The sequence below is a fragment of the Actinomadura kijaniata genome, assembly GCF_014138665.1.
GTDB lineage: Bacteria > Actinomycetota > Actinomycetes > Streptosporangiales > Streptosporangiaceae > Spirillospora > Spirillospora kijaniata.
Window position 1 is genome coordinate 695,367 of record NZ_JACJIA010000003.1, and the last position, 24,636, is coordinate 720,002.

At 73.0% G+C, this 24,636-nt stretch carries 25 protein-coding genes; 10 read left to right on the forward strand and 15 right to left on the reverse strand.

Annotated elements, in window-relative coordinates:
* Positions 1 to 155 precede the first annotated feature (155 nt).
* The 3 genes from HNR61_RS15435 to HNR61_RS15445 all read right to left on the reverse strand — a co-directional run bounded on the left by HNR61_RS15435 (position 156) and on the right by HNR61_RS15445 (position 2,881).
* On the reverse strand, positions 156 to 1,115 hold the full coding sequence (locus tag HNR61_RS15435) for an LLM class F420-dependent oxidoreductase (RefSeq protein ID WP_182843801.1): 960 nt from the start codon (positions 1,113 to 1,115) through the stop codon (positions 156 to 158).
* A gap of 16 nt (positions 1,116 to 1,131) precedes the next feature.
* Positions 1,132 to 1,899 carry an SDR family oxidoreductase gene (locus HNR61_RS15440; protein WP_182843802.1) on the reverse strand — a complete coding sequence of 256 codons (768 nt, stop codon included), beginning with the start codon at positions 1,897 to 1,899 and terminating at the stop codon, positions 1,132 to 1,134.
* Positions 1,900 to 1,966: 67 nt separating this feature from the next.
* Positions 1,967 to 2,881 carry a LysR family transcriptional regulator gene (locus HNR61_RS15445; RefSeq protein ID WP_182843803.1) on the reverse strand — a complete coding sequence of 305 codons (915 nt, stop codon included), beginning with the start codon at positions 2,879 to 2,881 and terminating at the stop codon, positions 1,967 to 1,969.
* A gap of 80 nt (positions 2,882 to 2,961) precedes the next feature.
* Here HNR61_RS15445 and HNR61_RS15450 point away from each other — a divergent pair, with 80 nt between their 5' ends.
* The gene (locus HNR61_RS15450) at positions 2,962 to 4,182 is read left to right on the forward strand and encodes an MFS transporter (RefSeq protein WP_182843804.1); all 1,221 of its coding nucleotides are present in this window, start codon (positions 2,962 to 2,964) and stop codon (positions 4,180 to 4,182) included.
* A 20-nt stretch (positions 4,183 to 4,202) separates the two neighbouring features.
* Here the strand turns inward: HNR61_RS15450 and HNR61_RS15455 are convergent, their stop codons facing one another.
* Positions 4,203 to 4,733, reverse strand: coding sequence for a DUF5666 domain-containing protein (locus HNR61_RS15455; protein WP_182843805.1), 531 nt, complete (start codon positions 4,731 to 4,733; stop codon positions 4,203 to 4,205).
* A 161-nt stretch (positions 4,734 to 4,894) separates the two neighbouring features.
* Here HNR61_RS15455 and HNR61_RS15460 point away from each other — a divergent pair, with 161 nt between their 5' ends.
* The gene (locus HNR61_RS15460; RefSeq protein WP_182843806.1) at positions 4,895 to 5,386 is read left to right on the forward strand and encodes a Zn-ribbon domain-containing OB-fold protein; all 492 of its coding nucleotides are present in this window, start codon (positions 4,895 to 4,897) and stop codon (positions 5,384 to 5,386) included.
* 22 nt (positions 5,387 to 5,408) lie between these two features.
* Complete coding sequence (locus HNR61_RS15465; protein ID WP_220509419.1) at positions 5,409 to 6,566, forward strand: lipid-transfer protein; 1,158 nt, start codon at positions 5,409 to 5,411, stop codon at positions 6,564 to 6,566.
* On the opposite strand, the gene HNR61_RS15470 is transcribed toward HNR61_RS15465, so the two are convergent.
* From HNR61_RS15470 to HNR61_RS15480, 3 genes are read right to left on the reverse strand one after another with little or no spacing between them, the layout of a single operon-like run.
* Positions 6,563 to 6,934, reverse strand: coding sequence for a DoxX family protein (locus HNR61_RS15470; protein ID WP_182843808.1), 372 nt, complete (start codon positions 6,932 to 6,934; stop codon positions 6,563 to 6,565). The genes HNR61_RS15465 and HNR61_RS15470 overlap by 4 nt on opposite strands.
* Positions 6,935 to 6,957: 23 nt before the next feature.
* Positions 6,958 to 7,566 (reverse strand): VOC family protein, encoded by a 609-nt coding sequence (locus tag HNR61_RS15475; protein WP_182843809.1) that lies wholly within the window; start codon positions 7,564 to 7,566, stop codon positions 6,958 to 6,960.
* A 24-nt stretch (positions 7,567 to 7,590) separates the two neighbouring features.
* Positions 7,591 to 8,004 (reverse strand): hypothetical protein, encoded by a 414-nt coding sequence (locus HNR61_RS15480; RefSeq protein WP_182843810.1) that lies wholly within the window; start codon positions 8,002 to 8,004, stop codon positions 7,591 to 7,593.
* 269 nt (positions 8,005 to 8,273) lie between these two features.
* Between HNR61_RS15480 and HNR61_RS15485 the strand changes: the two genes are divergently transcribed.
* The 4 genes from HNR61_RS15485 (at position 8,274) to HNR61_RS15500 (ending at position 12,524) form a co-directional block, all read left to right on the forward strand.
* Positions 8,274 to 9,110: an ATP-binding cassette domain-containing protein gene (locus HNR61_RS15485; protein ID WP_182843811.1), complete on the forward strand. Its 837-nt coding sequence runs from the start codon at positions 8,274 to 8,276 to the stop codon at positions 9,108 to 9,110.
* Positions 9,107 to 11,182, forward strand: coding sequence for a YhgE/Pip domain-containing protein (locus HNR61_RS15490; RefSeq protein WP_182843812.1), 2,076 nt, complete (start codon positions 9,107 to 9,109; stop codon positions 11,180 to 11,182). Before HNR61_RS15485 ends, HNR61_RS15490 begins: the two co-directional genes overlap by 4 nt.
* An 11-nt stretch (positions 11,183 to 11,193) precedes the next feature.
* Positions 11,194 to 11,772 (forward strand): TetR/AcrR family transcriptional regulator, encoded by a 579-nt coding sequence (locus HNR61_RS15495; RefSeq protein WP_067813747.1) that lies wholly within the window; start codon positions 11,194 to 11,196, stop codon positions 11,770 to 11,772.
* Between the two features lie 113 nt (positions 11,773 to 11,885).
* Entirely contained in the window at positions 11,886 to 12,524 is a 639-nt protein-coding gene (locus HNR61_RS15500) for a Uma2 family endonuclease (protein ID WP_312897918.1), read from the forward strand.
* 3 nt (positions 12,525 to 12,527) lie between these two features.
* On the opposite strand, the gene HNR61_RS15505 is transcribed toward HNR61_RS15500, so the two are convergent.
* From HNR61_RS15505 to HNR61_RS15525, 5 genes are read right to left on the reverse strand one after another with little or no spacing between them, the layout of a single operon-like run.
* Complete coding sequence (locus HNR61_RS15505; RefSeq protein ID WP_182843814.1) at positions 12,528 to 14,105, reverse strand: acyl-CoA synthetase; 1,578 nt, start codon at positions 14,103 to 14,105, stop codon at positions 12,528 to 12,530.
* Between the two features lie 20 nt (positions 14,106 to 14,125).
* Complete coding sequence (locus HNR61_RS15510; protein WP_182843815.1) at positions 14,126 to 15,283, reverse strand: thiolase family protein; 1,158 nt, start codon at positions 15,281 to 15,283, stop codon at positions 14,126 to 14,128.
* A complete protein-coding gene (locus tag HNR61_RS15515; RefSeq protein WP_182843816.1) occupies positions 15,276 to 16,313 on the reverse strand; it encodes a thiolase family protein in 1,038 nt (345 codons plus the stop codon). Before HNR61_RS15515 ends, HNR61_RS15510 begins: the two co-directional genes overlap by 8 nt.
* Positions 16,310 to 17,239, reverse strand: coding sequence for a Zn-ribbon domain-containing OB-fold protein (locus HNR61_RS15520; protein ID WP_182843817.1), 930 nt, complete (start codon positions 17,237 to 17,239; stop codon positions 16,310 to 16,312). The genes HNR61_RS15515 and HNR61_RS15520 overlap by 4 nt, the downstream gene beginning before the upstream one ends.
* Entirely contained in the window at positions 17,229 to 18,794 is a 1,566-nt protein-coding gene (locus HNR61_RS15525; RefSeq protein ID WP_182843818.1) for an acyl-CoA synthetase, read from the reverse strand. Before HNR61_RS15525 ends, HNR61_RS15520 begins: the two co-directional genes overlap by 11 nt.
* Positions 18,795 to 18,959: 165 nt before the next feature.
* Between HNR61_RS15525 and HNR61_RS15530 the strand changes: the two genes are divergently transcribed.
* Positions 18,960 to 19,772 (forward strand): crotonase/enoyl-CoA hydratase family protein, encoded by an 813-nt coding sequence (locus HNR61_RS15530; RefSeq protein WP_182843819.1) that lies wholly within the window; start codon positions 18,960 to 18,962, stop codon positions 19,770 to 19,772.
* 44 nt (positions 19,773 to 19,816) lie between these two features.
* Here the strand turns inward: HNR61_RS15530 and HNR61_RS15535 are convergent, their stop codons facing one another.
* The gene (locus tag HNR61_RS15535; RefSeq protein WP_182843820.1) at positions 19,817 to 20,650 is read right to left on the reverse strand and encodes a nitroreductase/quinone reductase family protein; all 834 of its coding nucleotides are present in this window, start codon (positions 20,648 to 20,650) and stop codon (positions 19,817 to 19,819) included.
* 463 nt (positions 20,651 to 21,113) lie between these two features.
* Between HNR61_RS15535 and HNR61_RS15540 the strand changes: the two genes are divergently transcribed.
* Entirely contained in the window at positions 21,114 to 21,515 is a 402-nt protein-coding gene (locus HNR61_RS15540; RefSeq protein WP_182843821.1) for a hypothetical protein, read from the forward strand.
* Positions 21,516 to 21,571: 56 nt separating this feature from the next.
* Here HNR61_RS15540 and HNR61_RS15545 read toward each other — a convergent pair whose 3' ends face one another.
* Positions 21,572 to 22,684, reverse strand: a complete 1,113-nt coding sequence (locus HNR61_RS15545; RefSeq protein ID WP_182843822.1) for an NAD(P)H-dependent flavin oxidoreductase — start codon at positions 22,682 to 22,684, stop codon at positions 21,572 to 21,574.
* Positions 22,685 to 22,907: 223 nt separating this feature from the next.
* Between HNR61_RS15545 and HNR61_RS15550 the strand changes: the two genes are divergently transcribed.
* Positions 22,908 to 23,375 carry a hypothetical protein gene (locus HNR61_RS15550; RefSeq protein ID WP_182843823.1) on the forward strand — a complete coding sequence of 156 codons (468 nt, stop codon included), beginning with the start codon at positions 22,908 to 22,910 and terminating at the stop codon, positions 23,373 to 23,375.
* Here the strand turns inward: HNR61_RS15550 and pgfA are convergent.
* On the reverse strand, positions 23,372 to 24,565 hold the full coding sequence (gene pgfA / locus HNR61_RS15555) for a cell envelope lipid trafficking protein PgfA (RefSeq protein ID WP_182843824.1): 1,194 nt from the start codon (positions 24,563 to 24,565) through the stop codon (positions 23,372 to 23,374). The two genes, HNR61_RS15550 and pgfA, sit on opposite strands and share 4 nt — an antisense overlap.
* Positions 24,566 to 24,636: the final 71 nt, after the last annotated feature.

Sequence of the window (24,636 nt, forward strand, 5' to 3'; positions counted from 1 at the left end):
CGCGTCGCGCACCGGGACGCCGGGATCTGGTGATCACCGGCGTCCGGCAGATCAGACGCCACGGGAAGATCGAAAGTTGTCGGCAGCCGCCCTTTTTCTCCCTTTTGCGGGGTACCAATCGGCGGTCCGGCCGGTACCCCGCGGGAGCCGGAGGGTCAGTCCGCGTTCGGGGCCAGCGCGCGCACGGCCTCGGCCGGGGACAGGTTCCCGCCCGGGACGACCGCCAGCACCGGGGTGGTCAGGCCGCTGTCCACGTACTCGCGGACGCGGGCCCGGCACGCCTCCGGGGAGCCGTGCACGACCAGGTCGTCCACCACCTCGTCGGGGATGGCCTCCAGGGCCTTCCTGCGGTCCCCGGCGGCCCACGCCTCGTTCATCGGGCGCAGCGCCTCGCCCCGGCCCAGCCACTCGTGGAACGCCCGGTAGACCGGCACCGTCATGTAGGCGGCGATCATCCAGCGGCCGATCGCGCGGGCCTCCTCGGCGTCGTCGGTCGGGCACACGAACAGCCGGGCGATCAGCTCCTTGTCGTCGCCGAGCTCGCCGCGCACGGTGCGCACGTCCTTGGGCGCGAGCCAGTTGGTGATCGCGCCGTCGGCCTCGCGGGCGGCCAGCCGCAGCATGCCGGGGCGCAGCGCGGCCAGCACGATCGGCGGCGGGGAGGCGGGCGGGGTCTCCAGCTTGAAGCCCTTGACCGAGAAGGTGTCGTAGTCCTCCTTCACCTTCTCCCCCGCCAGCGCCCGGCGCAGGAAGCGCAGGGTGTCGCGGACGCGCCGGTACGGCTCGTCGAACGGGATGCCGTTCCAGCGCTGCACGATCGTGTCGGAGGAGGTGCCGATGCCCATCACGAACCGGCCGGGGGCCAGGTCGGCGAGGGTGGCGGCCTGCTGCGCCAGCAGCGCCGGGCCGCGCGTGTAGACCGGCACGATCGCCGGGCCGAGGCGCAGCTCGGGGGCCCACTGCGAGGCCAGGGCCAGCGGGGTGAACGCGTCGGTGCCGTTGGTCTCGGCCGACCAGGCGTCGGTGTAGCCGAGGCCGGGCAGGCTCTCGACGATCTCGCGGTGCCCGGCCAGCGGCAGGCCGGTCATCGGAACGGTCAGTCCCCAGCGTGACATGGCGGTCTCCTCGGTCTCAGGCGATCGACGGCCGGATGACGGACCCGCCGTCCACCACCATGGTCTGCCCGGTCATCCAGGACGAGGCGTCCCCGGCCAGGAAGACGGCGGCGTTGGCGATGTCCTCGGGCTCGCCGAGGCGGCCGAGCGGCATGTACCCGGCGATCTGCTCCTCGTTGGCCTCCCACAGCGCGCGGGCCAGGTCGGTCTTGACCAGGCCGGGCGCGATGCAGTTCACCCGCACCTTCGGGGCCAGCTCCATGGCGAACTGGCGGGTGATGTGGATGACGGCGGCCTTGGTGGCGTTGTAGTAGCCGATGCCGTGCTCGGTGACCATGCCGCCGACCGACGCGACGTTGATGACCGCGCCGCCGTTGTCCTTCATCGACCTGTTCCAGGCGAGCTGGGTCCACTGCACGACCGCGAACTGGTTGACCTCGACGGTCTTGGCGGCGGCGGCCGGGGTGATCTCGGTCATCGGGCCGAAGTGCGGGCTGGTGCCCGCGTTGTTGACCAGGACGTCGAGCGCCCCGAACTCGGCGACCGCGGCGTCCACGCACGCCTCGGCCTGCTCGGCGCTGCCCACGTGGGCGGCCTTCGCCAGCACGCCCGCGTCCGGGTGGGCGGCGCGGATCTCGGCGGCCACCTTGTCCAGGGCCTCCTGCTTGCGCGAGGACAGCACGACGTTGGCGCCCTCGGCGGCCAGCGCGAACGCCGTCGCCCTTCCGATGCCCCGGGACGCCCCGGTGATCAACGCGGTCTTCCCCTGCAGTCCGGTCCGCATGCGCACTCCTTAGAGATGTGGCGTCGCCACGACAGAATCGGGCTCGGTTGCACTGTACCGAAGTGACTTACGAGTCAGTTACCTGGCGGGGCAGGTTCGGCCCGGCGATGACGAAGCGGCGGAACCGCTCGGCCGCCGGGCGCAGGGTCCGCCCGTCCGCCCAGGTCAGGCCGATCTCACGGAACGCGTCCGGCTCGGCCAGCGCGAGGTGCCGCACGCCGTGCGCGTCGGGTTCGCCGGGCTCGCCGGGCTCGGGCGGCGGCAGGACCGCCAGGCCGAGACCGGCCGCGACCAGGCCCCGCATGGTCATGACCTCCTGCCCCTCGAAGGCGATGCGCGGCCGGAACCCGGCGTGCGCGCACATCCGTTCGAAGATCGGCCGCAGTCCCGCGTCGGACCGGAACGCCACGAACGGCTCGTCCGCGACCTCGCGCAGCCGCACCCGGGCGCGGCGGGCGAGCCGGTGGTCGGCGGGCACCGCGAGCAGGAGCGGCTCGGTGACCAGCGGGTGCCAGGCCAGCGCCGGGCCGTCCGGGCGGGGGCTGGTGATGCCGAGGTCGGCGGCGCCCCCGGCGACGGCGGCGGTGATCGGCCCGGCGCGGTCCTGGCTGAGCCGGAACGTCACGCCGGGGTGGTCGCGCCGGAACCGGCGGATCAGGTCGGGCACGAACGACGGCCCCTGCGTGTGCAGGAACGCCAGCGACACCTCGCCGCGCCCGGGGTCGGCGGCCTCGGCGAGGGCGCGGCGGGCGGCCTCCTCCTCGGCGACCAGGCGGCGCGCGTGCCCGGCGAACACCCTGCCGTAGGGGCTGAGCGCGACGCCGCGGCCCACCCGGTCGAACAGCGGGTACCCGAGCTCCCGTTCCAGGCGGGCGAGGGCGCGCGACAGGCCGGGCTGGGAGACGCGCAGCTCGGCGGCGGCGTTCGTCACGTGCCCCAGCTCGGCGACCGCCAGGAACCAGCGCACGGTCTGCAGGTCCATACCGTCATGCATATCGCGCATCGGTTTCCGAGGAAAGAATCATTGGACGCATCAGGGCAGGCGGGCGGAGGCTGGCTGCCATGTCCGTCGCCTCCCCCGTCCCCGCCGTCGGCGTCCCTCGCTCCTCCGCCGATCCGCGGCGGATCGACCTCGCGCTGTTCGCGGCGGGGCTGACCACGTTCATGTCGCTGTACTGCACCCAGGCGCTGCTGCCGGAGCTGTCGGGCGCGTTCGCGGTGTCGCCCGCGCGGGCCAGCCTGCTGGTGTCGCTGGCGACCGGTGCGGTCGCGCTCGCGGTGATCCCGGTCAGCTCGCTGTCGGAGCGGTACGGGCGCACCCGCGTGATGCTGTGGTCGTCGGCGGCGTCGGTGCTGGTCGGGCTGCTGATCCCGCTGTGCTCGACGTTCGGGGCGCTGGCGGCGGCGCGGGCCGCGCAGGGGGTCGCGCTGGCCGGGGTGCCCGCCGTGGCGATGGCGTACCTGGCCGACGAGGTGCCCCGGGAGCGGCTCGGCGGCGCGATGGGGCGGTACGTGGCGGGCACCGGGATCGGCGGGGTGCTGGGGCGGCTCGTGCCGGGCGTGACGACCGACTTCGCGGGCTGGCGGTGGGCGCTGGCGGTGACGGCGCTGGTCGCGCTGGCGTTCACGGTGGCGTTCTGGGTGCTGCTGCCGCCGTCGCGGGGCTTCCGGCCCTCGCGCGTGGACTACCGGCCGCTGCTGGCGCACCTGCGGGACCCGGGGCTGCGGCGGCTGTACGTGGTCGCGCTGATGGCGATGGCGGGCTTCGTGACCGTCTACAACTTCCTGTCCTACCGGCTGCTGGAGGCCCCGTTCCACCTGCCGCAGGCGGTGGTCGGCCTGATCGCGGTGACGAACCTGGCGGGCTCGGTGGCCTCGGCGCGGGCGGGCGTGCTGGCCGACCGGGCCGGGCGGCGGCCGGTGCTGCTGGGCGCGGTCGGGCTGGCGGCGGCGGGCCTGCTGCTGACGCTGCCGCCGTGGCTGCCGGCGGTGGCGCTCGGGCTGCTGCTGTTCACCTGCGGGTTCTTCGCGACGCACGCGGTGGCCAGCGGCTGGGTCGGGCTGCGGGCGCGCACGGCGCGGGCCCAGGCGTCGGCGCTGTACCTGTTCGCGTACTACCTGGGCAGCAGCGTCGGCGGGTCGGCGGGCGGCGTGGCGTTCGAGGGCGGGGCCTGGACCGGGACGGGCCTGTACGTCCTGGCGACGCTGGCGGTCGCGGCGGTGGCCGCCGCCGGGGTGCGCCCGCGGGTCCGCCGGTCACCCGGACCGGGGGAGCCCGGGTGACCGGCGGAGTCCGAGGGCGCTCAGGAACGCTGCGGGCCGGGCCGCTCGCCGTCGCCGCGCCAGTGCCCGTGGCCGCGCCGGTCGCCCTTCTTGCGGTCGCCGTCGGCGGGCGGCTTGCCGACGAACGCGGCGGTGCGGGTCTCGCCGCTGCGGGTGCCGGCGACCCGGACGGTGTCGCCCGCCTTGAGCGAGGTGATCTTCTCGTTGCGGGCGACGCGGGTGTCGCCGTTGACGGTCCACGTCCAGGTGGTGCCGTCCTCGCTCCTGACCGTCAGCGAGGTCTCCGACACCGCGGTGACCTGGCCGCGCTGCACGTCGCGCAGGACGTACCTGCCGTCCTTGTCCTTGACGGTGAACTCGCCGTGCAGCGCGCCGAACGCGCCCCGGCCCGGCCGTTCGGCGTGCGGGCGTTCGGTGTGCGGGCGTTCGGCCGATCGCGTCGGGGACGGGGCGGGGTCGGCGGCCAGCGCCGGGACCCCGGCGATGATCCCTCCGGCGATCCCGGCGGCCGTCGCGCCGACGGCGACCCCGGTGATGAACTTCCTGCCCATGGTCTCTCCCTCGGGTTCGCGGTGTCCCCATGGCAGGGATCCCAGATGAGAAATCCATGAGAGAGCGGTGAGAGGCGGTTGAGAAGACCCGCACTGGACTTGAGCGTACGCTTGGTTGGTAAGCTGCGCCGGTAGGCCCCCTCCCTCCCCCTGGAGGCTGCGTGAGCACCACTCCCCCGACAGACGTCCCGGCAGGCGGGCGGCGGCGCCCGGCCGTCGACGGCTGGTTCACCACCGCCGACGGCGAGGTGCGGCTGCTGGGCACCCGCTGCGCCGCCTGCGGCACCCCCTACTTCCCCCGCAACGAGCTGGCCTGCCGCAACCCCGGCTGCACCGGCCCCAGGGACGGCTCCGAGCTGGGGGAACACGCCCTCTCCCCCCGGGGCCGGATCTGGTCCTACGCCGACTCCCGGTACAAGCCGCCGCCCCCGTACGTGTCGCCCGAGCCGTTCCGGCCGTACACGGTCGCGGCCGTGGAGCTGGAGGCCGAACGGATGGTCGTGCTCGGGCAGGTCGTCCCGGGCGTCGGGGTGGAGGACCTGGAGGTCGGCATGGAGATGGAGCTGACCGAGGGCGTGCTCTACGCCGACGACGAGGCCGAGTACACGGTGTGGATGTGGAGGCCGGCCCGTGGTGGGAGGAACAGTGGGTGAGGTCGCCGTCCTCGGCGCGGGCATGCACCCGTGGGGCAAGTGGGGCCGCAACTTCGTGGAGTACGGGCTCGTGGCGGCGCGGGCGGCGCTCGCCGACGCCGGGCTGGACTGGACCGACGTGCAGTACGTCGCGGGCGCGGACACCATCCGCAACGGCTACCCGGGGTTCGTGGCGGGCGCGACGTTCGCGCAGGCGCTCGGCTGGTCGGGCGCGCGGGTGTCGAGCTGCTACGCGGCGTGCGCCTCCGGCGCGCAGGCGATCGACCACGCGCGGGCGCGGATCCTGGCGGGCCTGTGCGACGTGGCGCTGGTCGTCGGCGCGGACGCGGTCCCCAAGGGGTTCTTCAAGCCGGTCGGCGGGGACCGGCCCGACGACCCCGACTGGCTGCGGTTCCGGCTGCTGGGCGCGACGAACCCGATCTACTTCGCGCTGTACGCGCGGCGGCGCATGGCCGTGCACGGCGCGACGCCCGACGACTTCGCGGCCGTGAAGGTGAAGAACGCCCGGCACGGCCTGGCCAACCCCAACGCCCGCTACCGCAAGGAGGTGACGCCGGAGGACGTGCGGGAGTCGGCGGTGGTCGCCGACCCGCTGCGGCTGCTGGACATCTGCGCGACCAGCGACGGCGGCGCGGCTCTGGTGCTGGCGTCGGTGGAGTTCGCGCGGCGGCACGGCGCCGCCGACCCGGTGCGGATCCCGGCGCTGTCCACGGTCACGCCGACGTTCCCCAAGACGGTGCTGGACCTGCCGGACTTCGCGACCGACTCGGCGGCGGCGGTCGCGCCGCCGGAGCGGCCGTTCCGCGCGTCCCTCGCGCACGCCGCCTACGAGGAGGCCGGGCTCGGGCCGGAGGACCTGTCGCTGGCCGAGGTGTACGACCTGTCCACCGCCCTCGAACTCGACTGGTACGAGGACATCGGCCTGTGCGAGCCCGGCGGCGCGGAGGAGCTGCTGCGCTCCGGCGCGACGGCGCTCGGCGGGCGCGTCCCGGTGAACCCCTCGGGCGGGCTGGCCTCGTTCGGGGAGGCGATCCCGGCGCAGGCCATCGCGCAGGTGTGCGAGCTGACCTGGCAGCTGCGCGGTCGGGCCGAGGGCCGCCAGGTCGAGGGCGCGCGCGCCGGCATCGCCGTCAACCAGGGCCTGTTCGGCCACGGCTCGGCGATCATCGCGGTGCGTTAGCGGGCGTCGCGCGCGACCTTCAGGGCCCAGGCGACCAGCGGGGCCTGCAGCGGCAGCCGCCCGTAGGCGACGGCCTTCAGCGGCAGCGGGCGGCGCCGCCAGTCGTAGGCCATCTTCACGTTCGCCGGGAACACCGCGGCGAACAGGCCGGCCGCCGCCAGCGCGCCCTTCTTCCGCGTGCGCGGGTGCGCGACGGCGGCGGCCACCGCCAGCTCGGCGACGCCGCTCAGGTACGTCCAGGTCCGTGCCCTGCCGGGCAGCCGCGCGGGGACGATCGTGTCGAACGGGCGGGGCGCGAGGAAGTGCGCGGTCCCCATGGTGGCCAGGAGCGCGGACAGGCCGCGGGCCGGGCGGGACGGGTCGCTCATGCCGGAGATTCTGGCAGAGCGGGTCATTCCAGGACGAGGCCGTCCCCGATCTCGGCGCGCAGCGCGGGGCGCTCCCCGGCGCGCAGGTCGGCGGCGACGCCCAGCGCGCCGAGCGGGGCGCGGACGCGTGCGGGCTCCGGGTCGACGATCCGGAACGTCCGCAGCGGCACCACCGGCAGCGCCGCCGCCGGGTGCTCGGTCCGGCCCCAGTCGATGAGGAACGGCACGGCCCCGGTGCGCACCGGCGTCAGCCGCCACTCCAGCAGCACGCCGTCGGGCCGCCGCCGCGCCATCGGGACCGCGTCGCCGGGGTCGAACCCGGCCGCGCGGGCGCGGGCGACGCGTCCGTCGATGTCCTCGACCGCCACGGCCCAGGCGACCAGCGCGGGCGCGGCCAGGTCGTCGATCCCGAACGGCCGGGGCCGCTCGGGCGCGGGCTGCCCGGGGTCGGGTCCGACGATCTCCAGGTAGGCCCGGCCGCCGAGCCCCAGCAGGTGGTTGCGGGTGCCGAGCCCGACGTGCGGCCCGCCCTCGACGGGCGCGACACCGGTCCGTCCGGCGATCTCCGCCACGCTCGCCGCGAGGTCGGGCGTCGCGTAGACGAGATGGTCCAGCCCCGGATCGATCACCATGCCCCTCCCAAGATCACCACCAGGCTACCCGGGGCCCCTCCGGCGCGGCGCGTACCGCTCGCGCAGCTCCTCCAGTCGGGCCAGCTCGCGTTCGGCCGCCGCCAGATGCCCCGCGTCCAGCGCCATCGAGACGCGGCCGTAGAGGTAGAAGACGTCCTCCCGGACCTGGCGTGGCAGGTCCGCCCCGGCCAGGGCGCGGAGACCGACGTTCATGAACAGGGTGATCCGACCGACCCGGTCGCGCTGCCTGACGGAGAGCCGCTCGGGATAGGCGTCCTTGGCGTAGTCGCGGATCTGGCGGTCGGCCTCGTCGGGGCGGGGCTCGGCCGGGCGGTGCGGGTGGTCCGCCCACCGGTCGGCCCAGTCGACCAGATCGTCCAGCCCTGCCCGGGCGGTGTCGAGGTCGTTCTCGGTGAGCGCCCAGCGCGCGACGGCCACGACGCGGTCCAGTTCCCGGCGCTCCTCGGTGCCCGGGGCCCAGCGTGAGGCCAGGAATCCCGCCAGGACGTCGAGGCGCTTGGCGATCGCGGATCGCTCCCAGATGTCGTACAGGTCTCCTCCTCTTTCAACGGAGGCGTGACGGTACCGCGCACGGGGTGACGGAGCTTACGTGGGGGACGTCACGCGGTCGCGAGGGTGTGGCGGGGGCCGTCCGGGGCTAAATTTGTACTGACCGGTCAGTTTAAAGAGTGTGCGAGGGGACCGTGATGAATCCGGAACCGGCCGACACCACGCCACCGGTCACCACGACACCGGCGGCGGACGGGACGATCGGGGGGATCGCGCCGTCCGCCGCCGGGCCGGCCGCCGGTCCCGGAGCGGATGGGGGCCGCTCCGGGACCGGCGCCGACGAGCACGCCTCCCCCGCCCTGCGCGTCGCCGCCGAGGGGCTGACGCTGCGCGGGGCGCGCGGCCCGGTGTTCCAGGACGTGTCGTTCTCCGTCCCGGCCGGGGAGCTCGCCGTGATCAGCGGGGTCGCCGGCACCGGCCGCACCTCCCTCCTCCTCACCCTCGGCGGCCGCATGAAACCCACGTCGGGCACCGCGACCGTGGGCGACCTCGAACTTCCGGGGCGGCTGCGCGCCGTGCAGCGCGTCACCTCGCTCGGCGTCGTCGCGAACGTCACCGACCTGGACCCCACGCTGACCGTCCGGGAGCACCTCAGCGAGGCCCTCGACCTGCGGGAGGGGCTGTTCGGCCGGTGGCGCGGGCGCGGCGACCGCATCCGCCGCGCGCTGGAGCGCGTCGGCCTCGACGTCGCCCCCGGGACCTTCGCCCAGGACCTGCTGCCCGACGAGACCCAGCTGCTCGGCGCGGCGATCGGCCTGACCGGCGCGCCCGGCGTGCTGCTGCTCGACGACGTGGACGAGGGCCTTCCCCCGGCCCGCCAGCGCGCGCTGTGGGAGCGGCTGCGCGCCGTCGCCGACTCCGGCGCCACCGTGCTGGCCACCTGCCACGATCCGGAGCCCGCCGAGGGCCTGGCCCGGCACGTCCTCATCCTCCCCGACCCCCGTGACGCCCTTCTGGAGGAGACCTCCCGATGAGACTTCCCGCACTGTCGACGGGCGGGCTGGAGCTGCGCCGCTTCCGGCGGAACCGGCTGACGGCGATCGGCCTGGTCGGGCTGGTCATGCTGCCGCTGCTGTACGCGGGGCTGTACCTGTGGTCGTTCTGGGACCCCTACGGCCGCCTGTCGCACCTCCCGGTCGCGCTGGTCGTGGAGGACAGGCCCGCCAAGGCGGACGGCAAGCAGGTGCACGCGGGCGCGGACCTGGCCGAGGAGCTGGAGAAGCGCCGCATCTTCGCGTGGAAGAGGGTGGACGCCGCCACCGCCGACCGGGGCGTGCGCAAGGGCGACTACTACATGTCGCTGACGATCCCGCCGGACTTCAGCACCCGCCTGGCCTCCCCGTCCGGCGACGGGACCCCGGCCCCGGCCGGGCTGCGGCTCCAGCTCAACGACTCCAACAACTACGTCGTCGGGACCGTCGCGCAGGCCGCGTTCAAGGAGGTCAGCGCCGCCGCGCGGGAGAAGGCGATCCGGGGCTACTTCGACCAGATCCTCGTGTCGTTCGGCACCCTGCACGGCGAGCTGGACAAGGCCGCCAAGGGCGCCGACAAGCTCGCCGACGGCTCGGGCAAGGCCCACGAGGGCGCGGGCAAGCTGAGCAAGGGGCTGGGCGACGCGCGCACCGGCGCGGGGAAGCTGCACGCGAGCTCGGGGAGGCTCACCAACGGCCTCGGCGCGCTCCGCGACGGCGCCCAGCAGGTCGCCGCCGGAAACCAGCGCCTGGCCGCGATGGTCAACCAGGCGAGCGACGCCGTGCTGCCGTTGCTGCGCGAGAACGCCCCTGAGATCCGCGACGCGGCCCTGCTCGTCGCGCGGGGCGCCGACGCGCTCGCCGACGGCGCGAACCGGCTGCCCGCCCAGACCCGGCAGGCCGTCCGCGACGCCGAGGCCGCGCGCGCGGAGCTGCGGACCTACCTCGCCGCCCATCCCGAGATCCCCGACCGGATCCGGCAGGACCTGCTCCGGGTCTCCGGCCGGGTCGTGCAGGTCGCCCGCCAGGTGGACGGCTACGTCCGCGCGCACACCGCCGAGCTGCGCAAGATCGCCGCCGACGCCCGCCAGGTCCAGCGGCTCGCGAACGAGGTCGCGAAGAACGCCCCGACGCTGGCCGCCAGGGTGGAGAGGGCCCGGCGCGACGTCAACCGCCTCAGCTCCGGCGCCCGGCAGGTCAGCGCGGGCGCCGGCAAGCTGATGAACGGGTCGGCGCGGCTCACCACCGGCCTCGGCACGTTGCAGAACGGGCTCGGCAGGCTCGCCGACGGGTCGGTGACCCTCTCGACCGCGCTGCTCCAGATCTCCGACGGCAGCGGCAAGCTCGCCACCGGCCTGCACCAGGGCACCGACAAGGTCCCCGACTACGGCGAGGACGAGCGCGCCGGCCGCGCCGACATGATGAGCGACCCGGTCCGGCTGGCCAGCGACACCGACAACAAGGTGCCCAACTACGGCACGGGGTTCGCGCCGTTCTTCGTCCCGCTGGCGCTGTGGGTCGGCGCGATGCTGATCTACATGATGCTGCGGCCGGTCAACCAGCGGGCGCAGGCCAGCAACGCGCCCGGCTGGCGGGTCGCCCTCGCCGGGTGGCTGCCCGCCGTGGCGATCGGGATCGGGCAGGTGCTGATCGTCCTGGCCGTGCTGCGGTTCGCGCTCGGCCTGGAGGCGGCGAACTGGCCGGGGCTGATCGCGCTGCTGGCGCTGGCGTCGGCGTCGTTCCTGGCCGTGGTGCAGTGGGTGAACGTCAAGTTCGGGCCGATCGGCCGGGTGGTCGCGCTGGCGCTGCTGATGCTCCAGCTCACCTCCGCCGCCGGGACGTACCCGATCGAGACCTCGCCGGGCTTCTTCCAGGCGATCCGGCCGTTCCTGCCGATGCCGTGGACGGTGGACGCGGCCCGCCGCCTGATCAGCGGCGGCGACCTGACGCCGGTGTGGCAGGGTGGTGCCGTGCTGGTCGCGTTCCTGGTCGGCGGGCTGCTGCTGTCCGCCCTGGCCGTCCGGCGCAACCGGGTGTGGACGATGAAGCGTCTGCACCCCGTGCTGAAACTCTAGAGGGGCCAGACGTGAGCCGGACTGCGGCGACCCGCGAGCGGTTGTTCACCGCGGCGATCGAGCTGATCGCCGAACGCGGGTTCGCCACCACCACGGTCGACCAGATCGCCGAGCGCGCCGGGGTCGCCAAGGGCACGGTGTACTACAACTTCGGCAGCAAGGCCGCGCTGTTCTCGGCGCTGCTGGAGTACGGCATCGAGCGCTTCGCGCAGACCCTCCGCGAGGCCGCCGACGGCCGGGAGCCCATGGCCGCCCTGGAGGCGGTGGTGGGGGCGGAGCTGCGCTTCATCGGCGAGCACGAGTCGTTCGCCCGCCTGCTGATCGCCGAGGCGTGGCGGTCGCGCGGCGACTGGCAGTACGCGGCCCAGCTCATCCGCGAACGCGCGATCGGCGTGATCGGCGACGTGCTGCGCGCCGCCGTGGCCGGCGGCCGCCTCCGCCCCGACCTGGACGTGGACATGGCGGCCTCGGCGGTCTTCGGCATGGTCCTGACGGTGGCCCTGGACTGGCGCACGCTCCAGCCGGACCGCGACGTGACCGAGGTCCACGCGACGCTGATGGACCTGCTACGCGGCCGCCTGGTGACCTGAGCACCCCTGCCCCTGCCCCTGCCTTCGCGACTCTCCGTCGGCGTGGAGGAACGCCTGTCGTCCCGGACCCCGTGGCCTAGTCTTACGGACAGGACGACCGAAGGGCGGCCACGGTGACACATGCGTTCGACTGGTCTTCGCCGATCACCTACACCCAGGAGATCGACCTCGACACCTATCTGGAGATGCCGGAAGACGTGTCGCGCAGGGTGGAGATCAAGGATGGGTTCGTGGTCGTCTGCGAATCACCGTCCCCGAACCACAACGCGATCGCCGACAACATCAAGACGGCCCTTCGGGAGGCGTTGCCCGACCGCTCCACCGGAGCGCCGTGTCTGCGGATCAACGGTGACATCGACCTCCTGGTGTCGGAGGTGCCTTTCCATTACAAACGACCCGACGCCATCGTCTACCGGTGCATCACCGAGGACCGCCCTCGCTGGAAGCGCAAGCCGACCATCGCCGACACCCTGATCGTGGTGGAGATCGTCTCACCCGGAACGGTCACCGCCGACCTGATCGACAAGCGCGCCGAGTACGCCCGCTTCGGCGTTCCGCAGTACTGGATCGTGCGCATGGCCAACGACGACGGCCCCGCGGTCATGATCGAAATGCTCCGGCTGGCATCCGACGGGGCCTACACCACTCACCGCGTCGCGCACCGTGCCGACTCCTTCGACACGGCGATCGAGATGATCGACCCCTTCAAGGTGACGATCACCTGGGATCGGCTCGACGAAGGAGTCGACTGAGCACTACCGCTCCCGGGCCGACTCCGCCGCGATCTTCTTGGCCCAGCGGTAGTCGGCCTTGCCCGCCGGGGAGCGTTTCATCTCCTTCACGAACGCGTAGGCGCGCGGCACCTTGTAGCCCGACAGTTCCTTGCGGCAGTGGGCGTCCAGGTCCTCCGGGGACGGTGGGGCCCCCACCGGCTGGACCACCGCCGCCACCCGGTTCCCCCAGCGTTCGTCGGGGATGCCGGTGACCACCGCGTCGTAGACGTCCGGGTGGCCCTTCAGGACCGCCTCCACCTCCTCGGGGAAGACCTTCTCGCCGCCGGTGTTGATGGCCTGGGAGCCCCGGCCGTAGACCGCGATCGAGCCGTCCTGCTCGACCGTCGCGATGTCGCCGGTGAGCAGCCAGCGACGGCCGTCCACCTCGGGGAACGTGCGGGCCGTCTTCTCCGGGTCGTTGTAGTAGCCGCGCGCGATGTGGCCGCTGCGCGCCACCTGGCCGATCACGCCCGAGCCCGGCCGGACCGGACGGAGGGCGTCGTCCAGGACCGTCACGTCCGCCACGTCGGGGGCGAAGCGCAGGCCCTTCTCGGGGGTCGAGCCCGCCACCGCCTCGGCGGTCGAGCCCGACTCGGTGGAGCCGAAGCGGTCCATGATGATCGTGTTGGGCAGGAGTTCCTGGACGCGGTCGCGGACCGTGCCGGTCAGGATCGCCCCCGTGGACACGAACGCCAGCAGGGACGAGGTGTCGTAGTCGCCGCGGGCCAGTTCCTCGGCCATGGGGATCGCCATCGCGTCGCCCGTGATCGTCAGGGAGTTGACCTTCTCGCGCCCGATCGTGCGCCAGACCTCGGCGGCGTCGAACCGGCGCGTGTAGACGACCGTCGCGCCCATCCACCAGCTGATGAACGTCGCCATCTGCGCCGCCCCGTGCATCAGCGGCGCGACCGGCATCATCACCATCGGGCCCGAGTTCCGCGCCATCTCCACGACGTCCTCGGGGGTCTTCGGGCGGGGGAACGTCGGGTTCCAGAACGCGAACAGCAGTTGCTCGACGTCCCACATCACCCCCTTGGGCATCCCCGTGGTGCCGCCCGTGTAGATGATGTAGGTGTCGCCGCCGGACCGGGGCGGGAAGTCCCGGGTGTCCGGGGAGTTCGCGAGGGCCTCCGCGTAGGGCACCGCGTCCGGGATCGCCGGGTCGCCGCCCACCGCGACCAGGTGGCGCAGCGTGGAGGCCCGGGGAAGCGTGTTCGCGACGCGCTCCTCGAACTCCACGTCGTACAGCAGCGCCACGCTGTCGGAGTCGTCGTAGACGTACAGCAGCTCGTTCTCGACGTACCGGTAGTTGACGTTGATCGGCACGGCGCGGAGTTTCAGGGCGGCCAGCATCGCGGCGGCGTACTCGACGCCGTTGTAGAGCTGGACCGCCACGTGGTCGCCCGGACCCACGCCCGCCGCGGCCAGATGGTGGGCCAGGCGGTTGGCGTGGGCGTCGAGCCCGGCGTAGGTGAGGCGCTGGTCACCGCAGACGAGCGCGACGCGGTCCCCGATCGCGTCGGCGACGCCCTCGAACAGATCGGCGTGGTTGAACTCCATCGGGGGCCTCCCGGAGGGGGTTATGGTTTCTCGCTGCCGACGATCCACATCGCGAAGAACTGGGCCCCGCCGCCGTAGGCGTGGCCGAGGGCGCGGCGGGCGCCGTCCACCTGGTGCTCGCCCGCCAGGCCGCGGACCTGGAGCGCCGCCTCGGCGAAGCGGATCATCCCGGACGCGCCGATCGGGTTGGACGACAGCACGCCGCCGGAGGCGTTCCACGGGATGTCGCCGTCCAGCGCGGTCGCGCCGGACTCGGTGAGCTTCCAGCCCTCGCCCTCGCCGCAAAACCCGAGGTTCTCCAGCCACATCGGCTCGTACCAGGAGAACGGCACGTACACCTCGGCGACGTCGATCTCGCGGCGCGGGTCGCTGATCCCGGCCTGGCGGTAGACGTCGGCGGCGCAGTCCCGGCCCCCCTGCGGGTCCACGGTGTCGCGGCCCGCGAAGAAGATCGGTTCCGAGCGCATCGCGGTGCCGTGCACCCAGGCCGGCGGGTGGGGGGCCTCGCGGGCGGCGTCCTCGGAGGCCAGCACCATCGCGCAGGCCCCGTCGGAGGACGGGCAGGTCTCCAGGTAGCGGATCGGCTCCCACAGCATCGGCGTGGACTCGACCATCTCGCGCGTGATGCCGGGGATCCTCAGGTGGGCGTAGGGGTTCTTGAGGGCGTTCCGCCGGTCCTTGACCGCGACGAGCGTGCCGATGTGCGGGGGCGCGCCGGAACGCCGCATGTACGCGCGGATGTGCGGGGCGAAGTAGCCTCCCGCGCCGACGACCAGGGACGTCGAGTACGGCGTGTTCACCGTGAGCGCCCAGGTCGCGTTCGACTCCGACTGCTTCTCCCACGCGACGGTCAGGACGCGCCGGTGCACGCCGCTCTGGATTAGGCTCGCCGCGACGATCGCCGTGGACCCGCCGACCGACCCGGCGGTGTGCACCCGCATGATCGGCTTCCCGGCGGCCCCGAGGGCGTCGGCCAGGTACGCTTCCGGCGCCATCACGCCCTCGAACAGGTCGGGGGCCTTGCCGATGACGACCGCGTCGATGTCCTTCCAGGTCAGCCCGGCGTCGTCGAGCGCGCGCCGGGCGGCCTCGCGCAGCAGGCCCGCGACCGACACGTCCAGGCGCTTGGTCTTGTAGGCCGTTTGCCCCACGCCGATGACGGCGCACGCGTTACCCATTGGTGGCTCCCGAGAGGACGCAGACGAGGTTCTGCTGGAGGCACGGCCCGGACGCGGCGTGGCCCAGCGCGCGGGCGGCGGTGCCGTCGTGGATCCGGGCGGCGGCCTCGCCGATGCGGATCAGGCCGGTCGCCATGATCGGGTCGGCCGACAGCGGGCCGCCGGACGGGTTGACGGTGACCTCCTCGCCCAGGCCGAGGGCCTCGCGCAGGATGAGCTCCTCGTGGCTGTAGCGGGTGTGGAGTTCGGCGACCTCGACGCCGGCCGCGCCCGCGCGTTCGCCCGCCAGCCGCGCCGACTCCGACCGCGACAGGTCGCGCACGCCCGGCAGGTGCGGTTCGGCGCGGTGGTCGATCCCGGTGATCCAGGCGGGGCGTTCGCACAACTCGCGGGCCCGGTCCCCGGCGGCCAGCACGACCGCGGCGGCCCCGTCGGTGACCGGCGCGACGTCGTGGGCGCGCAGCGGCGCGACGGTGTGGTCGCCGTCCTCGGGGTCGGGCAGGTGCAGCGCGAACGGGTTGTCGCGCCCGGCCGCGCGGGACCGCGCCACGACCGCCCGCAGGTCGTCCTCCTTCGCGCCGGAGCGTTCGAGGTGCGCGCGGGCCTGGAGGGCGGCCATCGAGTCGGCGTCCACGCCGAGCGGCGTCAGGTAGTAGGGGTCGTAGCCCACGGTGGCGATCTCCGCCCAGTCCCCCTGCGACGCCTTGCCGAACCCGTAGACCAGCGCCGTGTCGATCTCGCCGTGCCGGAGCTTCACCCACGCCTCGTACAGCGCCCACGCGGCGTCCATCTCCACGTGGCTCTCGGAGATCGGCGGCCACGCCCCGACCGCGTCCAGCGCCGCGACGAACGAGAACGGCGCGCCGGCCAGGTAGTCGTTGGACCCCGAGCAGGTGAACCCGAACCTCGTGATCCCGGTCCGCTGCTTGATCTCGGTGATGACGGGGGCGAGCAGCTCGGTCTCGGAGAGCCCGGTGTCCTCGCCCGTGTGGTGCGTCTGAACGAACGCGACAACGGCGATGTCTCTCACAGGTAGTCCTTGATCGCGTCGAAGGGGACGTCGGGCTCGTCGAGCGGCTCGAACCACCGGATGTTGGCCATGGTCTTGCCCCACTCCTCGCGCGGCCTCCACTTCGCCTTCACCCGCATGCCCATGCGGACCTGGTCGGCGGGGATGCCCGCGACCAGCGAGAGCATCGTCAGGCCCGCGCCGTCCAGCAGGATGTAGGCCGACACGAACGGCACCTCGGGGGCGCGCGGGTCGGGCAGGTTGTTGACGGCGAACGTGGTGACGGTGCCGGTGTCGGGGAGCTCGACCTCCTGCGCGGTGGGCACGCCGTCCTTGGGGCACAGGCCCTTCATCGGGACGATGACCTGCCCGCACACGTCGCAGCGGTGGCCGATGATCTTCCCCTGGGAGACGCCCTCCAGGAAGCGGTCCAGGGCCCGGCCGCTGCGCAGGCGGTACTCCAGCCGCGTGGGGGCGGTGATCATGGTGACCTCGGGCTGGAAGCACTCGATGTCGCCGATCGCGCCGGAGCGTTCGACGCGCCAGCGGGGCCGCACCCGCATCCCGGTCTTCAGGAACTTCGGCGGCGCGGCGCCCTCGTCGAACACGCCCAGGTCGAGCGCGTGCAGCAGGGCGGTGTCGGCGCCGTCCATCCGGACCAGCGCCCACGCGAACGGCCGGTCCAGCGGGTGGTCCTTGCGGGGGCGCGCCACCCACGACCAGGTCGTCACCGTGCCGACCGGCCCGACCGGGACGAACTCGTCGGTCACGTCCTCGCCGGTGTCGGGGTCGTACTCGGTCGGGGGGACCAGCACCCGCCCGTCCCGCGTCCGCACGCCGACCAGCCGCCCGTCGCGCAGCTCGCTGAGGAACCGTCCGATGACCGGGCCGACCGACCGCGTGTACCCGCCGGGGAACTCCAGGATGTGGTTCGGGTCAGATGGCACTGTCGCGGTCCTTCCAGTAAGGGTCCCGCAGCTTGCGCTTGAGGAGCTTGCCGTTGGGCTCGCGCGGCATGGTCGCGATGAAGTCGATGGTCTTCGGCCACTTCATCTTCGCCAGCCGGCCCTCCAGGGACGCCAGGATCTCGGCGGCCAGTTCCGGCCCCGGGTCCACGCCGGCGGCGGGTTCGACCACGGCCTTGATCTGCTCGCCCCACTCGTCGTCGGGGATGCCGAACACGGCCACGTCGGCGACCTTGGGATGCAGGACGATCTCGTTCTCGATCTCGGCCGGGTAGATGTTGGCCCCGCCCGAGATGATCATGTCGGCCTTGCGGTCGGACAGGAACAGGAACCCGTCCTCGGTGAGGTAGCCGATGTCGCCGACCGTGAAGTGGTCCTTGAGCCGGTTCTTCTCGGTCTTCTCCCGGTCGCCCTTGTACTCGAACTCGGTCCCGGCCATCTTCATGTAGATCGTGCCGGGGCTGCCGGCGGGGACCTCGTCGCCCTCGTCGTCGACGATCAGCAGCTCGCTGATCGGCCAGGCCTTGCCGACCGTTCCGGGGTGGGCGCGCCAGTCCTGCGGGGAGGCGATCGTCCCACCGCCCTCGGTGGCCGCGTAGTACTCCCAGACGCAGTCGCCCCACCAGTCGAGCATCCGCTGCTTGATCGGGACGGGGCACGGCGCGGCGGCGTGGATCGCCCATCGCATCGAGGACACGTCGTAGCGCTTCCGCACCTCGTCGGGCAGTGACAGCAGCCGTTTGAAGTGGGTCGGCACCATGTGCGTGTTGGTGATCCGGTAGTCCTGGATGAGCCGCAGGCACTCCTCGGCGTCCCACCGGTCGACGTAGACGAGGGTGTGGCCCATCTGGAGCGCGGTCCCGCCGAACTGGGTGACGGCCGTGTGGTAGTTCGGCGAGGTGACCAGGTGCGCCTGGGGCTCGTTGCCCGCGGGCCGTCCCGGCGGGATGCCGAACATCGCCAGCAGGAACGTCATCAGCTCCGCGCTGTCGTCGGGGTCGATCCCGGCGAGGCGGCGCCGGACGCCCTTGGGCCGTCCGGTCGTCCCGGACGTGTAGTGCATGGTCGCGCCGTTGCTGCGGTCGTCCGGGAGCGTGGCGGGCTGGTCGTCGACGAGCTCGCCGTAGGGCCGGAAGCCCTCGACCTCCCCGAACGCGAAGCAGCGGTGCCGCTCGATCCCGGACTCCCGCGCGGCCCGCGCGCCCTCGGCGCCGTGGCGTTCGTGGACGAAGAACGCCCTGGCCTCGCTGTCGGCGACGATGTAGCCGATCTCCGGGCCGGTGAGGTGCCAGTTGATCGGCGTGTAGTACCAGCCCGCCTGGAGCGCGGCCAGGTAGAGCACCAGGCCCTCGGATCCGTTCGGGACCAGCCCGCAGATCCCGTCGCCCTTGGTCAGGCCCAGCCCGCGCAGGCCGTGGACGAGGCGGTTCGCCCGGGCCAGCAGATCACCCGCGGTGTGCTCGGTCCCGTCCGGATCGACGGCGGCGACCCACTCCGGATCGGCCTGCGCCAGCCGCCAGAAGCCCAACGATCCCATCGGATCTCCTCCTCGGTGACCGCGTGGTCGGTGGGCGCCGTTCCAGGACGACGCCCGGCGCCCAAAGTAGATCACGTTCTCGTTTTTCCAATCAACCCCTGTTGGGTCGGGTTCGGCTTAACTAGAATCCGTTCCTGTTTTCACTTCCCGACTCCGGAGGGACCGATGGCGGAACGGCTGCCGATCAGCACCGAGCACTGCATCGTCGAGCAGGACGGCCCCGTCGTGACCGTCACGATGAACCGTCCCGAGGCCCGCAACGCGCTCAGCTCGGCCATGCTCGTCGGCCTCGCCGACGCCTGGCGGTACATGTCGGAGACGCCGGAGGTGCGGGTCGGCATCCTGACCGGGGCCGACGGCCAGTTCTGCGCGGGCGCGGACCTGAAGGCGATGGGCACGCCCCCGTCGGATCCGGAGGTCCAGGAGCGGATGCGGCGGATCCCTGACTTCCACTGGAAGGGGCTGCTGCGCGACGGCCGCCCGACCAAGCCGCTCATCTGCGCGATCGAGGGCTACGCGGTCGCGGGCGGAACGGAGCTGCTGGTCGGCACGGACCTGCGCGTGGTGGCCGAGGACGCGACGCTCGGCCTGTACGAGGCGAAGCGGGGCCTGTTCCCGATGGGCGGCTGCGCGATCCGCCTGCCCCGGCAGATCGGCTACGCGAACGCGATGGACATCCTGCTGACGGCCCGTTCGGTCACGCCGCGGGAGGCCCTGGCGATGGGCCTGGTCAACCAGGTGGTGCCGGCCGGGACGGCGCTGGCGGCGGCCCGCGAGCTGGCCGACCGGATCGCCGCCAACGGGCCGCTGGCCGTCCAGGCGATCCTGCGCGTCTACCGGGAGACCGAGCACCTGCCGGAGGAGGACGCCCTGAAGATCTCCGACGAGATCGGCTGGCCGGTGATCGGCTCGCAGGACGCGAAGGAGGGGTCCCGGGCGTTCAAGGAGAAGCGCCCGCCGGTCTTCGAGGGGAAGTAGCCCGGCGGGGGCGGCCCCGGACGCGCCGGGGCCGCCCGGGGCGGTCAGCCCATGGCGTTGAGCAGCGGGACCAGCTGCTCCTCCTCGTAGTCGAGGTGGGCCTCCAGTTCGGCCGCCAGGCGGTCGAACTCCGGCAGCAGGGCCGCCGGGTCCGTGTCCTCCGACGCGACCAGGGCCTGGATCTCCGTCACGAGGTCCCGGACCCTCTCGTGCTCGCGGCCGAGCCGGGCCAGGGTGCCGGCCAGTTCCGGGTGCCGGGCGGCGACGCCCGGGAACAGCATCGCGTCCTCGCCCATGTGGTGGTCGCCGAGGCCCGCGCACATCGTCAGGCAGTTGACGCGCAACTGCGCGCCGAGGCGCGGACCCGCCTGCGCGAGCTCGGTGCGGATGATCCCCAGTTCGTGGCGGAAGCCGTCGTGAACGGCCTTGAGGCCGTCGCCCATGCCGCGGGCGCCGAGGTTCGGCGGTCCGGGGACGGGGACGAGCGCCACCACCGGGATCGTCCGGGCCGTCTTCTCCTGGTAGGCGGCCCAGCCGGGATCGCTCTCCACGGCGCGGGCCCAGGCGGCGTCGCGTTCCGCGCCGTCCAGGACGACCGCGTCGGCCTCGTAGGTGAACGCCCCGGCCTCGACGGTGACGCGGGGGTGGGCGCGCAGGTTGTGGAACCAGGCGGGGTGCCGGGGCGCTCCCCCGGCCGAGGCGATGACCAGGACGCGTTCGCCGTCCGGCAGGTAGCCGACCGGAGCGGTGTGGCGCCTGCCGGTGCGGGCTCCGGTGGTGGTGAGCAGGAGCAGGCGGCCGCCTTCGAACATGCCGCCGACCACGCCGTTGTTGGCGCGGAACTCCTCGATGACCTGCTGGTTGAAGTCGTTGGGCATTCTCTTCCCGTGGATGTGTGAATCCGCGCAGGGCGCGGTGAGGTGGAAAGACGGACGGGGGTGGGCGCGGTGGGCCCACGGCGCGTCACGCCCTGCGCGGGGGAAGGGTCTCGGGAGGCGCGTCGACGACGGGCCGGTGGGGAGACGAGAGCGACGCGAACGCGTCGCGGGTGCGCGGGGATGACGCGCGGGACGCGATGCGTCAGGCGATACCGATGGTCGACATGGACATCATCCCCTGCGAGTACGGTGTCGGCCACTTCTCCGCCGTACGCTTCAGCGTGAGAGCGCTTCACGACACGCCCGCAATTAGATCCCGGCCCGCGCGGCAGGGTCAACCCCCAAGATCTTCTTATTTTCGGACGAACTGAAACACGCCACTCAAGCGTCCGGAAAACGGCGGGCGTTTGCGGCCGGCTCCTCGCGGCATATCCGCCCGCGACCGCAGGAGGAGTGACAGACCATGGCCGTACATCTCAGGCGCAGGCACCGCGACCCCGCCGACACCAGGGTCGCGCCCGTCGCGGGAGCCGACCGCGCGCCTGCCGAACGCACCGTCGTCGCACCCGCCCGCCCGGCCCGCCGCTGGCGCCACCGCCCCAACCCCGTCAGCCGGCTGCTGCTGGGACTGGGCTGGGCCGCCGCGCTGATCCTGCTGCTCGGGATGCTGCTCACGCTGAGCGGGGCCAACCCCGGCAACGCGCTCGTGGACGCGACCCTCGACGCGGGCGCCTGGCTGGCGACGCCGTTCCACGACCTGTTCACCCGCCCGAACCCCGACCACCAGCTCTACCTCAACTGGGGCATCGCCGCCGCCGTCTACTACCTGCTCGGCCGCGCCCTGTCCTGGCTGACCCGGTTCTGACCCGGTTCTGACCAGGGCCCGGACCCCGCCCCGGCACGCGGCCGGGGCGGGCCGGGTCACTCGGCCTCGGTGAGGGAGCTCAGCCGCTCGACGGCCTCGACGTACTCCTCGATGAGGTCGTAGACCACCTGGGCGGCGGGCTTGACCTGGTTCATCGACCCGACGATCTGCCCGACCGGGAACGTCACCAGCTCGCCGTCGCCGGACCGGGCGATGCGCGGCAGCGCGTCGGCCACCAGCATGAACTGCATCGGCATCGGCAGCGTGCCCGGCGACTTCTCGCCCTCCCACGCGTCGGTCCACGCCGTCTTGAGGAACCGGGCGGGCTTGCCCGTCCAGGCGCGGGACCGGACGGTGTCGCGCGAGGTGGCCTTCAGCAGCTTGGGCATGGCGCGTTCGGGGGTGTCGGCCTCGTCGACCGTCAGCCAGATCGAGCCGGTCCACACGCCCTCCGCGCCGAGCGCGAGGCCCGCCGCGACCTGGCGGCCCCGGCCGATGCCGCCGGCCGCCAGCACGACGGTGTCGGCGCCGACGGCGTCCACGACCTCGGGGATCAGGACCATCGTGGAGACCTCGCCGGTGTGGCCGCCCGCCTCGGTGCCCTGCGCGACGATGATGTCCACCCCGGCCGTGACCTGCTTCTGCGCGTGCCGCGCGGTGGAGGCCAGGCCCGCGACCTTCACGCCGTGCCCGTGCGCCAGCTCCACCACGTCGGCGGGCGGCGGGCCGAGGGCGCTGGCCAGCAGCGCGATCGGATGCCGCAGCGCGACCTCGACCTGGGGCCGCGCGGTCTGGTCGGTCCAGCCCAGCAGCGCCCGGTTGGCCTGCTCCGACGGCGGCTCGACGCCGTGCTCGGCGAGCAGGTCCTCCAGGAACCTCCGGTGCCCCTCGGGGATCATCCCCTGGAGGCGGCCGAGCAGCTCCTCGGCGTCACCGGCGTCGGCGCCCTCGTACCTGGCGGGCATGACCACGTCCACGCCGTAGGGCTTGCCGCCGACGTGCTCGTCGATCCATTTGAGTTCGAGTTCGAGTTCCTCGGGGGTGAAGTACAGCGCGCCGAGCACGCCCATGCCGCCGGCGCGGCTCACCGCGGCGACGACGTCGCGGCAGTGACTGAACGCGAAGATCGGGTATTCGATCCCGAACATTTCGGTGACTCGTGTCCGCACGCCCTCGACCCTAGGCGCGCGGCCCGAAAACTGCAACATGTTCTACTTGCATTTCTTGCCCCATGCTGCGGGTTCGGACCCGGACGAGACTAGAACACGTAACACCTTGTCCCGGGATGGCCGATCATGGACGTTGACACCCCGTCAGGGACCGTGTTGGCCTGGACGCGCCTCCCGCCGCACCTGTCCCTCCGGTCACCGCCGGAACACCCTTTGGAGCGTCATGCGCATCATCCTGGGCACCGTCGTCGCCCTGGCCTCCTTCGCCGTCGTCCCGGTCGCCACGGCGACCTCCGCCGAGGCCGCCCCCGCCTGGAAGACCGGTAACAACCTCGGATGCGTCGCCGGGAAGGGCACCTACCGGCGCACCGCGCGCGGCCAGGTGGTCCTCGACGTGCGGATCAGCGACTCCTGCCGGGGCGGCGAGTACGCGGCCATCGTGTTCAAGGCCACCGGCGCGCGCGGCAAGGTCTCCTACTCCGGCTTCTACAGCCCGGTCGCGCGGCGGCACAACGTCAGGAACCTCAAGGTCCCCTTCGCCATGCCGGTCAGGCGCGACGGCCGTCTGGACAACTGGCGCGTCCAGCACCTGTACGTCAAGGAGTGCACGGTCGTGTTCAAGGACCGGGCCAAGAAGAAGATCAAGACCTTCCGGCACTGCGGCCCGGCGGGCTACAAGAAGATCTTCTAGTTCCCGGAGCGGCGGCCGGTCCCGCCCTCCGGCCGTTCCGGCACCGGCGTGTAGGTGAGCGGAACGGCGGGCGGGGCCTCCTCCGGCGCGACGCCGCCGAACTTGCCGTCCGTCCGGCGCGGCGCCGGCGGCGGAACGGTCCGGGCGGCGGCGGCCCTCCCCGGAACGGGCTCGGGCGCGGGCGCGGGGCCGGTGTCGCCGAACTTGCCGTCGGGGCGGCGCGGCGCGGGCGGCGCGGGCACGGCCTTCCCGCGCCTCCCCCGGTTCAGCAGGCCCGCGATCCCGCCGAGCAGCAGCAGCGCCAGTCCCGCGAGCACACCGCCGTAGGGGACGTAGGACCGCACCATCGCGATCTTGAAGGCGTTCTCGTCGGACAGTTTCACCAGGCTCGCCACGCTCGCCTCGGTCATCCTGAGGTCGGCGGAGGCGATGGTCATCCGGCCGCGCCCGTCCGGGGTGCGCACGAACTGGTCGACCTTCTGGTCCACCCGCACCGGGACGCCGGTGCGCGGGTCCACCCACTGCGTGATCGTCGCCGACGCGTAGCGGTCCACCTTCTGCGGCTTGACGTCCCTCCCCAGGCCGAGCAGGTCGCCGGGGACCTTCGCCTCCACGGCCCCGGTCCGGGTGACCGGCACCTGCTGCACGAACCGGTAGGCGTCGATCCCGCCGATCTCCTCCTCGCCCTGGAACCGCATCGGCACGGTCTGCCTGGTGATCAGGTCGAAGAACGGGTAGTCGCGCTTGCCGACGTTCGCCAGCGGATACAGCAGCCCGTACCCCGACATCCTCACCTTGGGGTCGCCGCCGACGTGCGAGCCGCAGCATTCGGTCAGCTCCGAGGTGCGCCGGTCGAACGCGATCCGGAACGACTGGATGTCCACCTGCCGGTCGGGGAACGCCTTGTCGTAGATGATGCTGGAGGAGTCCCAGACGGCGAGGGAGTCGTTGCCGCCGTTGGCGCGGGTGTCGCCGCGCACGGTGTTCTCGGCGACCAGCGTGACGCCCTTGCGCATCCTGAACGTCGCCATGTCGAAGTACTGCGCGTTGGTGGCGACGAGCTGGCTGCGCTGGTAGCGGTTGAGCGGCGCGAGCACGGTCCGCTCGGCGACGTAGAACTTCACCAGGGGGGCGAGGGTCAGGCAGAAGGCGCCGAGTGCGATCAGGATCAGGCTGAGCGGTCGCCGCATGTCCAACTCCCCAGGCTGCCGTCGTGACCCGCGTGCGGTACATATCCCACTTACTGACGGGTTCGGTTACC

Excerpts from the sequence above, each read along its gene's own strand:
- HNR61_RS15455 (WP_182843805.1), bottom strand. The coding sequence starts at position 4,733 with ATGGGCAGGAAGTTCATCACCGGGGTCGCCGTCGGCGCGACGGCCGCC.
- HNR61_RS15445 (WP_182843803.1), bottom strand. The coding sequence starts at position 2,881 with ATGGACCTGCAGACCGTGCGCTGGTTCCTGGCGGTCGCCGAGCTGGGG.
- HNR61_RS15475 (WP_182843809.1), bottom strand. The coding sequence starts at position 7,566 with ATGGTGATCGATCCGGGGCTGGACCATCTCGTCTACGCGACGCCCGAC.
- HNR61_RS15490 (WP_182843812.1), top strand. The coding sequence starts at position 9,107 with ATGAGACTTCCCGCACTGTCGACGGGCGGGCTGGAGCTGCGCCGCTTC.
- HNR61_RS15530 (WP_182843819.1), top strand. The coding sequence starts at position 18,960 with ATGGCGGAACGGCTGCCGATCAGCACCGAGCACTGCATCGTCGAGCAG.
- pgfA (WP_182843824.1), bottom strand. The coding sequence starts at position 24,565 with ATGCGGCGACCGCTCAGCCTGATCCTGATCGCACTCGGCGCCTTCTGC.
- HNR61_RS15465 (WP_220509419.1), top strand. The coding sequence starts at position 5,409 with ATGCACCCGTGGGGCAAGTGGGGCCGCAACTTCGTGGAGTACGGGCTC.
- HNR61_RS15550 (WP_182843823.1), top strand. The coding sequence starts at position 22,908 with ATGCGCATCATCCTGGGCACCGTCGTCGCCCTGGCCTCCTTCGCCGTC.
- HNR61_RS15525 (WP_182843818.1), bottom strand. The coding sequence starts at position 18,794 with ATGGGATCGTTGGGCTTCTGGCGGCTGGCGCAGGCCGATCCGGAGTGG.
- HNR61_RS15450 (WP_182843804.1), top strand. The coding sequence starts at position 2,962 with ATGTCCGTCGCCTCCCCCGTCCCCGCCGTCGGCGTCCCTCGCTCCTCC.
- HNR61_RS15470 (WP_182843808.1), bottom strand. The coding sequence starts at position 6,934 with ATGAGCGACCCGTCCCGCCCGGCCCGCGGCCTGTCCGCGCTCCTGGCC.
- HNR61_RS15435 (WP_182843801.1), bottom strand. The coding sequence starts at position 1,115 with ATGTCACGCTGGGGACTGACCGTTCCGATGACCGGCCTGCCGCTGGCC.
- HNR61_RS15540 (WP_182843821.1), top strand. The coding sequence starts at position 21,114 with ATGGCCGTACATCTCAGGCGCAGGCACCGCGACCCCGCCGACACCAGG.
- HNR61_RS15485 (WP_182843811.1), top strand. The coding sequence starts at position 8,274 with ATGAATCCGGAACCGGCCGACACCACGCCACCGGTCACCACGACACCG.
- HNR61_RS15505 (WP_182843814.1), bottom strand. The coding sequence starts at position 14,105 with ATGGAGTTCAACCACGCCGATCTGTTCGAGGGCGTCGCCGACGCGATC.
- HNR61_RS15510 (WP_182843815.1), bottom strand. The coding sequence starts at position 15,283 with ATGGGTAACGCGTGCGCCGTCATCGGCGTGGGGCAAACGGCCTACAAG.
- HNR61_RS15440 (WP_182843802.1), bottom strand. The coding sequence starts at position 1,899 with ATGCGGACCGGACTGCAGGGGAAGACCGCGTTGATCACCGGGGCGTCC.
- HNR61_RS15535 (WP_182843820.1), bottom strand. The coding sequence starts at position 20,650 with ATGCCCAACGACTTCAACCAGCAGGTCATCGAGGAGTTCCGCGCCAAC.